Here is a 10,637-nt window from a genome sequence, read left to right on the forward strand (position 1 = left end):
CGGGTACCACATCGCTGCGCGATGTACAAGCGAACACCCGCGCTGCGCGCGGGTGTTGCGCTCACGCTCCGCGTGAGCGGAGCGGGACGCTGCGCGTCCCGACCACCGGCCCGGCTGCGCCGGGCCGGTGACGCTCCGTCCGCTGCGCTCCCGGAGCGCGGGGCCTACGCCCCGATGGGGGGTGGCCTCCGCTGCGCTCCAGCCACCCGACCGCACCCGCTGCGCGGGCACGGCAACGGGCCTGCGGCCCGGGCAGTGAGGAGAGGGTGCTGGGTGGGCCGGTTCTACTCGGGCTGGGTCACAGTCAGAGCCCAGCGGACACTGTCATCCGAGGCGTCAACGCCCACAGTGAAAGAACCTCGCTGCACGACCCCGGGGTCCATGGTCACCGAGCCCACACCCGCTCTGCCGGCAGGACAGTCCACCGAAAACTCAGCCACGCGTGCCTGCTGCGATTCCATCGTCACCGCCACACTGCCTCCGCCTTCACAGGCGACCGTGAGCACGGTCGGCAGCCCTTCCCATGCCCCACCGGACGCGACCCCGCCATCACCCGTCCACTCCGGCACCCACACCAAACCCTCAGGCCCGGGATGAGGAAGAAGACCACCATCCGCCGCGGCTGGCACCGCCCCTGCGCCCACCGCCCCGAAAGCCGCCAACAACGCCACTGCTACGGTCCTACGCGCACTCATCACGCCTGCCCCTCCTGATGGTCTGTCACTGCCAAGGCAGTGTGACGCGCGGGAAGACCACCACACATGAATACAACGACTCATGACATCCAGAGCGCTATGGGACATCAAGGGGTCGGCCCTGCTGCCGCGGGGTCGCTGCCGAACAGGCCTGCCGACCGAACCGCTGCAGGGGAGGTCGGGTGTGGGCTAGAGCTGCTGGATCAGCATCCATATGACGAGTCCCAGGAAGATCACTCCGACCGCCCGGTTCATTGCGTAACCCTTGCTTGTGGGCTCGGTCGCCTCGGGGTTCTTCACCCAGCATCTCTGGAGGCGTGCGTTGGCCTTCCAGAGCAGTTGGGGGCGTACGACTTGGATCACCCCCATGACCAGAAAGAAGCACAAGACCAGGACGAATACCGGGCTGCTGCCATCACTGTCCGTGGCAGCCTGCACTACCGCATTGGGACTCATGAAGGCCGGTTGCCCCGGCCCCGGAGCAAGTAACGGAGGACACCGTCCAGGTGAACGCCTGCTAGATGGCCTCTGCTGCGCTCCAGCCACCGGCCGAGCCACTGCTGCTAACGGGCCGGCCTGCGGTCCGGGAAGGGAACCCCTGCAATGAGGGGTTGGCTCACTGACCGTCGCGCGCTGCTGCTTTCCTCTTGGCCCGGTTCGCCACCCACTGCGCCACCACGTTGACCACGGCCACGAGAACCGCGAAGGCGAGCGCGTCGAGCCACGTTCTGCCTGTAACAGTGCGCCACACCACCGCGGCGGTCCCGTAAGCGGCAAGCCACACGGCCACTGCAGCCGTCCAGCGCACCCATCGCCGAGACCGCCACTCGGCCAGCCATTCCCGTGTCTGCATGGCGACCGGTTACCCGGGAACACGCCCAACGAGCCCCGCACCGGGTCCGAGCTGTTACAGGGAAGAGCTATCGCCTTCTACTTGGGTCGCGTCCTGATGGCGTTTCAGCCGGATGAAACTCTGGGCCGCGAGAGCCGGCCAGATCAACGCGCAGGCTCCGGGGAACCACAGGTTGAATCTCGCGGGCCCGTACTCCCCCCGCCGCAACGCCAGTCCGAACCAGACCAGCATGAGGACAGCCACTGTGAGCTGCACCCACCGCATCCTCCGTAGCGTCTCGGCCTGACCTTCAGGTAACCGGTACGAATGGTCTGCCATGCCTATCGGCTACCCCCAGGCAGCGAGCGCATCAACCGTCATTTCTCATACAAGGGGTCACCGGACGCTAGTGCCGGAGCCGCATCGTCTCTTCCTGTCGGTGACGGCGGAGGGTCCATAGGGTGCCGAGGAAGAACATCACGAACATGGCTGCGCACGCAGCCACCCGCACGACCGCCGCCGTGCCTTCATCGCCCACGACCGTGTCGATCAGCAGCATGCGCCACAGCAACGCGAACGCTCTTACTTAGATCGGTAAGGGAATTACGCTTCATTCTTTGTACCAGATAGACTTTGGAATGGATCGGCATCACTACTAGCGTCGAACTTGTCTCCGATGCTCCGCTTCCCCGACTTCTGTCGGCTGGCCGACAGTGGCATCGCTGTTACCGGGAACATCCCTGTACATGCAGGTTGCCACGGCGCACCGTGCAGACATCACCGCCATGAGAAGGAAAGCGAAAAGACCGTGAAGGAACTCCGCCCCCACCAGCGGGAAGCCGTGGACTCAGTGCTTCGTTCCTTCGAACTTCCTGCAAGATCGCGCGTACCCGAGCGCGGGCTCCGTGCGCAGGTGATCATGGCGACCGGGTCCGGGAAGACCCTGGTGGCGGTCCGCAGCGCTGAGGAGCTCCACGCGGGCCGTGTGCTGGTGCTCGTGCCCTCGCTGGACCTGCTTGCCCAGACCGAGGCTGCGTGGCGGGAGGGGGGCCGCCGGGGGCCGATGATCGGGGTGTCCTCGCTGCGGGGTGAGGAGGTGTCCTTCCCCAACACCACGGACGTGGACGAGCTGGTGGAGTGGACGCGGGGCCTGGAGAAGGTGACCGTGTACGCCACGTACGCCAGCCTCGGTCTGGGCACGCTGGAGCGGGCACACGCCGGGGGCCTCGCGGCCTGGGACCTGATCGTCGTGGACGAAGCCCACCGCGTTTCGGGCCGGATCGGGAAGCCGTGGGCAGTCGTCCACGACAACCAAAAGATCCCCTCCCTGCGCCGCCTCTACATGACGGCCACGCCCCGGCTGTGGCAGCTCGGGGACGAGGACGAGGCCGGCGCCCCCGGCGAGCTCGTCGCGAGCATGGAAGACGACCCCGACGGGCCCTTCGGCAGCCGGGCGTTCACCCTGACCCTCTCGGAGGCCATCGACCGAGGAATTTGTGCCCCCTACCAGGTCGTATGCGTGGACGTCACCGACACCTCGCTCCAGGCCACGCAGCTCCTGGGCGCCGAAGGCCGCTCGGTAGAGGTCCGCGGGGCCCGGCTCGCCGCTCTGCAGACCGCCCTGGTGAAGGCGTCGGCGGAAGAGGGCTTCCGCCGCACGCTGGTCTTCCACCACCAGATCCGCGAAGCCGAAGCCTTCGCGGCCGGCCTCCCCGACGTCGCCGCGCAGCTGCACACATCCGACCCGGAGCTGTACCCGAAGACGATCTGGGCGGACTGGCTGTGCGGCGACCACAAGCCGCTCCACCGCCGCCGGCTGCTCGGGGAGTTCGCCGCCGGAATCGCCACGAACGGCACCATCGCGGAGAAGTGCTTCCTGTGCTCGGTGAAGGTCCTGGGCGAGGGCGTCGATACCAAGAACTGCGACTCCGTGTACTGGGCGGATGTGCGCGGCTCCATGCCGGATCTGGTCCAGGCCGTAGGGCGGGCGCTGCGGATGCAGCCGGGCGAGGGCAAGGTGGCCTCGCTCGTGGTGCCGGTGCTGCTCGGGCCGGGCGAGACGGCGGACAACATGCTGACGAGCCGGGCGTTCGGCGGTCTGGCAAAGCTGCTGGAGGCGCTGCGGGCGCACGACGCGAGGATCGTGGAGAGCCTCGCGGAGCAGCAGGCCCCAAGCCGCTACAAGCCCGTCAGCAAGGACGAGAGCGGGAAGAGCACGGGTGGGAGCGGCGAGGGCTCCGGGGGCGTCAGCGCCCCCGCCAAGGCCCTGCTGAAGTTCTCCACGCCCCGCGACCCGGCCGCGCTCGCCGCGTTCATCAACCTGCGGGTCCTCAACCCGGAGCACGAGCACTGGCGGCGCGGCGTGGAGGCCGCCGTCATCTACAACCGGCTGCACGGCGACCTCCGCGTGCCGTTCACGTTCCGCGTGCCCGCCGTCGACGACCAGGAGGCGGAAGGCGAGGGGTGGCCGGCCTCGCTCGCCGGGTTCCCGCTTGGGCAGTGGACCGCCGACGCTCGCCGCTTCTACGCCCGCGGCGACATGGACGAGGACCGCGTCGCGCAGCTGGAGAAGCTCGGCATGATCTGGAGCCACTTCGACGTCGCGTGGGAGGAGGGCCTGTCCGCCGCGCGCGGGTGGGCGGCCGAATACGGGCACCTCCTGGCCCCGCTGGACGCCACCTACCAGGGATACCGGGTGGGCATCTTCCTGAAGAACGCGCGGGCCGCCGCCCGGAAGGCGCAGGAGATCGAGCAGCGGCGTGCCGAGGGGCTGCCGGTGGAATCGTCGGCCGGGGCGCTGTCGGACGAGCGGCGCGAGCAGCTGGAGGAGATCGACGCCTCCTGGTGCCCGAGCTGGCCGGTCACCTGGCAGCGCTGCTTCCACCTGGTGAGGATGCACCTGGACGCCGGTGAGGCGCTGCCCACCGAGGCGGGCGACGTCGTGCGCCAGGGCGAGGACCTCGGGCGATGGGTGCAGTCGGTCCGACTCGGCTGGGACCAGCTCACCACCGTGCAGCAGTGGTTGTGCGAGCAGGTCCTCGGTATCGAGCCCGCGAGCGAGGACGAGAAGCCGAAGCCGCGCCGTACGCAGGCCGACAAGTGGGCGATGAACTACGAGGCCGCCAAGCAGTTCTACGAGCGCGAGGGCCACCTCCAGGTCCCCAGGAAGCACGTCGAGCGGATCGTCGGCGAGGACCAGCAGGAGCGGGAGCACAAGCTGGGTGCCTGGATCGGGAACCAGCGCTCCCGGGCGGCGACGCTGACGCCGGAGCGGATGGAGAAGCTGTCCGCGATCGGGATGCGTTGGTCGTAGCGACAAGCAGCGGACCCGTGCAGGCAGGGTGATCTGCACGGGCCCAGAGAACGGACGGCGGTGTGGCGGGGGCGGACATCAGGACTCTGTCTGCGACGGCGTCGGCGGCAAAGTGATGCGTGTGACGGCTGCGAACCCTATGCCCTGGGACTGATGGTGATGGTGAGATCGATCTGATCGTAGCCAGCCAGCTGGTCGGTGCCTGCGGTGTCAGCGAGGGACCGGGTGTCGGTGTGCAGGATAGCCGTGACCAAGGGGGCGGGCCGGTCGTCGAGGGCCAGCGCGAGCGGCCGGGCGGTGCCCTTGGCGATCCAGCCGAGAGGAAGGCCGTTGTGCTCGACCCGGATGGCGTTTGGGTCAGTCGGGTTGTCGTAATCGCGAACGAGGTCAAGGACGGTTCCCGCAGGCAGGTCGGCGAGGTACCCATCGCTGTAGGTGTGCCGGACGCCGCGCAGGGGTGTGGTGAATGTTCCGCGGCCGCTGAGGATGGTCTTCTGGACGGTGCGAGGGCTGCGCCGCTCGGCACTGCGGATGAGCAGGGACGCGGTGCTGGGGTTGGTGATGGCGGTGATCTCGTCGGTGGTGAGGTTGCCGAGCCAGCCGGTGAAATCGGAGAAGGACGGCTCGAGAACAGGGCAGCGTGCGGCCAGGTCGATTGCCTCGCTGCGCTGGTGGATGCCGAGGCTGGCGGCGTAGCAGGCAGGGGCGGTGTCAACGCCGTACTTGAGCATGGCCGGCAGGGCGGCGAGTAAGCCTTCGGGTGTGATGCCGTGGCGGGTCTCGAGGATCTGCAGGATCGAGGAGACGGCCCAGGCCAGATCTTGGACGATCACCTTGTCGATGTAGTCCGAGGTGACGGTGATGTCCTTGGCGTCAAGGAGCAGCTCGTAGTGGCTGTGGATCTCTTGGAGCGTCCAGCCGGCGATCCAGTCACCGGCGAGAGGGACGACCGCCCCGATCGGCCGGTCCTTGGCAGTGGCGCTCCGGCGGAGTTCCTGGATCGTGGTGGCGGCGGTCAGGACGATGTCGCGCAGGGCTGGCCATGTTGCGGGGGCGAGGAGGCCGGGGTGCTCGGTGAAGGTATTCGCGAGTTGCTCGGCGGCGATGATCGCGTCGAGGCCGCCTTGCAGGCTCAGTCCTGTGCGCAGGATCGCCGCGCGGGCGGCCGGGTCGGGAAGCTGTCGGGCGAGAGCGGCAACGCGGCGGGCGGTGAACCGGGCGAGTGGCTTGAGGGACCACTCCTGGGCGCCGATCTGGTGGCCGCCCAGGGTATGCGCGAGCAGGTCGTGTGCCGCGTCCTCCAGCAGCTGCTGGTCGGGGGTGTCCACGACTTCTTCGGCAAGCATCGTCAGGAGCTGGAGATCGAGCGCCTGCGCCCAGTCGGTCAGCTCTCCCTCTTCTGGGTCGGGCAGTTCGATGTCCGTCAGGTTCTGTCCCGGGGCGGGGCGGGCGCCCAATCTCGTGATGGCGAGGCGGTGGTAGAGCGCACCAATGGTGGACAGGACCCGTTCGATGTTGCCCTTGTCTAGGTAGCGGCGCCGAAGCTTTCGGGCGTCCTCGGCGTCCTTGGCGATGAGGACGACGTGGCCCTCGGTCTCCTGGAAGGCTCGACCGGCTCGACCGGCGGCGTTCCAGAACTCGCGGACGCCGATCTGCTCCTGGTTCCGCCAGGTGCTGTGCACCAGCACGGTCTTGACTGGCAGGTTCATGCCCTGGGAGAGGGTACTGGTGGCGCACAGCACACGCAGTGCGCCGTCGCGGTACGCGCGCTCCAGCAGGTGCCGGACGGACTGCGGGACCGTGCCGTGGTGGTAGGCGATGCCTTGGGTCACCATGACGGTGAGTTCGTGGTCCTCGCCGAGGTGCTCGGCGATCCGCTCCGAGAGCGCCAGGCGTTGATCCTGCTGGTTCCGTACGCCGAGCACCGGGGTGTCGGTCTTTTGCAGTGCCGTTTGCAGGGCGCGCGCGGCGGCCTGCGCGTAGGCGGGCTGGGTGGTGGAGATCAGTACTGGGCCGAGGCGTTCGAAGTGCAGCGCCAGTGCGGCCGCGACGTCCTTGGTGGCACGCGGGGACAGTCGGCTGCGGGTGAGGTGGCGGGTGAGCACCTTGGGTACGAAGAAGTCTCTGCCCTGGGCGGTGCCGTAGTGGATGCTGCCGGTCTGTCCGTCCTTCTCCTGCCCCTGCCAGCAGAAGATCCCGGTGCGTAGCTGGGAGGGCGACCAGTCGATCTTCGCGTGGTTGGTGCCGTCGGCGGTGGGCTCCAGCCAGCGGGCGATGTCTTCGCCGTTTGGCAGGACCGCGGACAGCAGGACGATCCGCGCCTGCGGGGTGGTGCGGCGAATCCGGGTGAGGACCATCTCCAGGCGGAGCCCGCGGGCGGACCGGTCGATGGAGTGCCCTTCGTCGACGAGGACCAGGCGCAGCCGGCCAGCGAGCTCGGGGGTGTTTCGCAGCAGCAGGTCGAGCTTCTCGGTGGTGACGACGAGGACGTCGGTGTAGTCCAGGAGCTGGTTCTCGTAGCGGACGTGTTCGGCGCCGCCGAAGAGGGAGGAGACGCGCAGGCCGACGAGTTCGAGGCTGGCGGCGAGGTGCCGCTCGACCTGGGCGGCGAGCGCGCGGGTGGGCACCACGTAGACGGCCAGTGGCGGGTCCATAAAGCGCAGGAGCAGTCCGAGGGGGCTGTCGTCGGCCTCGCCAGTGTCGGCGAGGGCGTGGAGGATGGCCCATTCGGCGATGTGGGTCTTGCCTGCGGAGGTAGGCATGGTGACCGTGAAGTTGTGGGCCCGGGTGTCGAGGAGTCCGGCGTCCAGGGCTGTGCGCTGGGAGGGCCAGACCTGGGTGAGCGGGCGGTCGGAGACGATCAGGGCCTTGAGGTAGCGCTCCCAGGTCCTCGACCAGGTGGAGGCGCGACGCAGCAGGAGCCACGGGGAGGTCGCGACGATGTCCTCGACAGCGTGGGCGAGGGAGTCAACCAGGGTCCAGGTGTCCACGACGGAGGCCTGGAGGAGGATGGCTGCGGCCTGCTTCAGGTCACTGATCGCGGCGCGCCCGGCCGTGCGGTCGCCGGTACGCCACAGGGTGGCCAGGGAGCGTGCCGAGCGGCCGACCAGGCCGTAGGCGGCCAGCACGGCAAGGTCCGCCTGCTCGGCGTTACCAGCGGCGAGTTGGGCGGTGAGTGCGCGGCCGAGGCGTGGGAGTTCGCTCGCTGCGGCGGCGCCGAGCCGGGCGGTGGTGTCGATGTCGCGGCGCAGGACCGCGCCGGCGGCCTCGGCGATCCGGAACGGGGCGGCGGCGGTCAGAGCGTCGGTGTCGGGCATGTCCCCGTAGGAGAACAGGTTGCCGACTTCCTGCTGGAAGGTGTGGGCGATGGCAGTGGCGTTGGCCTGGTAGCCGGCCAGGCTCCACATCGTCGCCGAGATCGCCAGCAGCTCGATCCGTGCCTCTGGCGTGTTAGCCCGGGCTGCGAGGTCGGCGTAGGCCTGGGCGATGTCCGGCAGCGGCCCCGGATCCGCGCGGCGCTCGCGAGGGGTGCGGGCCAGCTGCCCGAGCCGGGCGAGGGAGAGGTCGCGGCGTAGCGCAGCGGGGTCGTAAGTGTAGCCGGCCGTTCCCTCGGCGCTGATCTGCTCGGCCAGGACGTGGGAGCGCAGCTGCTTGCGCAGGACCGGGGATGCCTCTCCCGTGGCCAGTGCCTCTTCACCCAGGCGCCGTACAGTCCCGTCGTCGTCCCTCACGCTGTTCCCGCCGCCGTTCCGCTGTCCTTGCCGCTGCTGGTGGTGCTGGGGGCCGTCTCTGCCGCCTCGTAGACGCGGCCGACGAACTCCTTGAGATCGTCGATCTTGACCACGGTCAGCTCGGTGCGCTGGGTCACCTTCACGCCGAGCCCGGCCACGATGTCCTCCTTCCACGACCCCGCGTCGTGAACGAAGAGCATGTGCCGCTCCACCCGGCGCCGCCCTGGATCGCGCAGCAGGGAGCCGAGCCGGCGTGCGAGGAACACCTGTCCGCGGTCAGCGCAGCGTGCCATGAGGAAGTGGATGCTCTCGTCCAGTCTGTCCAGCACCTTCTCCAGGCTGTCGTATGCCTCGCTGCCGACCCGGTTGTCCCGGTAGGCGCGGGTCTTCACCTCCGGCACGGCGATCGCCGGAGGGTCCTGCCGGAAGCGGAACGCCAGCACGTCCGTGCCCTGCACGGCCTGGGCCGGGGTCTGCTTGTAGCGCAGTTTCAGGACCGGGACGCACCAGCGGCGCACCCTGCGGTAGAGGGCGCCGGTGATGATCTCCCCGAAGTCCCCGTGCCGGATCTTGCGGTCCACGGGGAACTTGTTCACCCGCAGGTAGCCCGCGACCTCCGGCGCGCCCAGGTCGTCGAAGACGTTGGCGAGCTCACCGGGGACCAGGTAGTTGCGCATCACCTCGTGGCCCAGCCGTTCGACAAGCTCGTCGTCCTCGATCAGCCCCTCGTCGGCGAGCAGTTGGTACCCCAGCAGCCCGTCCGGCTGCTCTACGTCCTGCGGCCTGAGCCACTTGTCGAACACGCGCCCTTGCCCTCCCCCGGCGCCGCGCCTGGTCGGCGAACGCACCTGGGATAAGGCTAGGCCAGCTCGGACCGTCGGTCTCCGTCTCAGAGTGCTGGCGGGCCAAGAAGTAACAGCGGTGAGGATCCAGAGCCAGGGGTACTGCGGCAGCGTGCGGACCATCCCGTGGCTGACTGCGGGCCTACCAGGCCCGTGCGGCGGGCGGCGGCGATGCCTGCTGCTGGGCGCTTCGGGTCAGATCGCGCGCGAGAACATCTGCTCGCCGGGAAGCGGTGAAGCGCCGACATCACGGTGTCGGGAACCGCCAGCGAGGATGACCGGCTCGCCCGGGGCGTGGATGGTGAACCCGTGGCGCTGGTAGAACCGGGTCAGGGCGGCATCACCGGCCGTGAACTGCCCGTACATGAAGAACGCGCGGTGATCGCGGTGGATCGCCATTGCCCTGGTGAGGAGCGCGGAGGCGATGCCCTGACGGCGGTGGTCGTTCGCGACGGCCAGGGCCCGGAGTTTGACGTACGCCATCGCGGTCGCCTCCAGGGCGATGGGGTCTGCTCTGTCGCGCTCCATGCCGCCGAGGACGGACAGGGGCGGGATGCTGGAGGAGATGCCGACGATGCGCGCGGTAGGCGTGTGCTCGGCCACCAGGAAGACGAACCGGCCGGTCCCGAACTGGCTGGTGAAGGGTCCGCCTTCGTCAATGGTTTCGCGCATGGCTTCCCGGTCGTCGAAGGCGCCGTGTCCTTCCATGGCGAGCGCGGCGAGGTCGGTGAATGCCTTGCCTTCTCCGGGACGGGCGTCTCTGATCTGAATGTCGTTCGGCAGTTCGTCGGGGCGGCGGCGTCGGGGCTTGCCGGGCTTGTTCCGTCCCACAAGTTTCCTCTCGGATCGGGTTGGCATGTGGCCGTGCCGGTCGATTGGGTGACTGGCATGGAGGCACGCCTCCATTAGGCGCTGTTTCTCGGATCTCCTGACTGGGGCGGGGTGTTGGGGTCAGGCTGGCTTCATGGGTCGTGGGGATCTGACGAACGCGGAATGGGCTCGGCTGGAGTCGTTCTTACCTCCTGGTGGTGCGCGGGGAGGTCGGTGGAGCGATCACCGTCGGGTGATCAACGGAGTGCTCTACCGGGTGCGGACGGGTGTGCAGTGGCGGGATCTGCCGGAACGGTTCGGGCCCTGGGAGACGGTCTATAAGCGGCATCGCCGCTGGTCAGCGGATGGAACGTGGAGAATGCTGCTGTCTCGCATCCAGGCCGCCGAGGATGC

At 68.8% G+C, this 10,637-nt stretch carries 8 protein-coding genes; 2 read left to right on the forward strand and 6 right to left on the reverse strand.

The annotated features are described in order from the left end of the window. Window positions 1–884: 884 nt before the first annotated feature. The 3 genes from EBH09_RS00010 to EBH09_RS37615 all read right to left on the reverse strand — a co-directional run bounded on the left by EBH09_RS00010 (window position 885) and on the right by EBH09_RS37615 (window position 2,086). The gene (locus tag EBH09_RS00010) at window positions 885–1,133 is read right to left on the reverse strand and encodes a DUF6199 family natural product biosynthesis protein (protein ID WP_345940914.1); all 249 of its coding nucleotides are present in this window, start codon (window positions 1,131–1,133) and stop codon (window positions 885–887) included. A gap of 178 nt (window positions 1,134–1,311) precedes the next feature. Then, entirely contained in the window at window positions 1,312–1,548 is a 237-nt protein-coding gene (locus tag EBH09_RS37415) for a hypothetical protein (RefSeq protein ID WP_153182563.1), read from the reverse strand. Between the two features lie 385 nt (window positions 1,549–1,933). Further along, complete coding sequence (locus EBH09_RS37615) at window positions 1,934–2,086, reverse strand: hypothetical protein (protein ID WP_193776034.1); 153 nt, start codon at window positions 2,084–2,086, stop codon at window positions 1,934–1,936. Between the two features lie 249 nt (window positions 2,087–2,335). Here EBH09_RS37615 and EBH09_RS00020 point away from each other — a divergent pair, with 249 nt between their 5' ends. Continuing rightward, the gene (locus tag EBH09_RS00020; RefSeq protein ID WP_121745056.1) at window positions 2,336–4,840 is read left to right on the forward strand and encodes a DEAD/DEAH box helicase; all 2,505 of its coding nucleotides are present in this window, start codon (window positions 2,336–2,338) and stop codon (window positions 4,838–4,840) included. 137 nt (window positions 4,841–4,977) lie between these two features. On the opposite strand, the gene EBH09_RS00025 is transcribed toward EBH09_RS00020, so the two are convergent. The 3 genes from EBH09_RS00025 to EBH09_RS00035 all read right to left on the reverse strand — a co-directional run bounded on the left by EBH09_RS00025 (window position 4,978) and on the right by EBH09_RS00035 (window position 10,319). After that, on the reverse strand, window positions 4,978–8,571 hold the full coding sequence (locus tag EBH09_RS00025) for a DEAD/DEAH box helicase (protein ID WP_121745057.1): 3,594 nt from the start codon (window positions 8,569–8,571) through the stop codon (window positions 4,978–4,980). Then, window positions 8,568–9,374, reverse strand: a complete 807-nt coding sequence (locus tag EBH09_RS00030; protein ID WP_114876333.1) for a Hachiman antiphage defense system protein HamA — start codon at window positions 9,372–9,374, stop codon at window positions 8,568–8,570. Before EBH09_RS00030 ends, EBH09_RS00025 begins: the two co-directional genes overlap by 4 nt. Window positions 9,375–9,608: 234 nt before the next feature. Then, window positions 9,609–10,319, reverse strand: coding sequence for a GNAT family N-acetyltransferase (locus tag EBH09_RS00035; RefSeq protein WP_121745059.1), 711 nt, complete (start codon window positions 10,317–10,319; stop codon window positions 9,609–9,611). A gap of 58 nt (window positions 10,320–10,377) precedes the next feature. Between EBH09_RS00035 and EBH09_RS00040 the strand changes: the two genes are divergently transcribed. Further along, a partial coding sequence (locus EBH09_RS00040) for a transposase (protein ID WP_153182564.1) occupies window positions 10,378–10,637 on the forward strand: 260 nt, incomplete at its 3' end.

Source organism: Streptomyces sp. E2N166, from assembly GCF_003671715.1.
Classification (GTDB): Bacteria; Actinomycetota; Actinomycetes; order Streptomycetales; family Streptomycetaceae; genus Streptomyces; species Streptomyces thinghirensis.

Excerpts from the sequence above, each read along its gene's own strand:
- EBH09_RS37415 (WP_153182563.1), bottom strand. The coding sequence starts at position 1,548 with ATGCAGACACGGGAATGGCTGGCCGAGTGGCGGTCTCGGCGATGGGTG.
- EBH09_RS37615 (WP_193776034.1), bottom strand. The coding sequence starts at position 2,086 with ATGCTGCTGATCGACACGGTCGTGGGCGATGAAGGCACGGCGGCGGTC.
- EBH09_RS00035 (WP_121745059.1), bottom strand. The coding sequence starts at position 10,319 with ATGGAGGCGTGCCTCCATGCCAGTCACCCAATCGACCGGCACGGCCAC.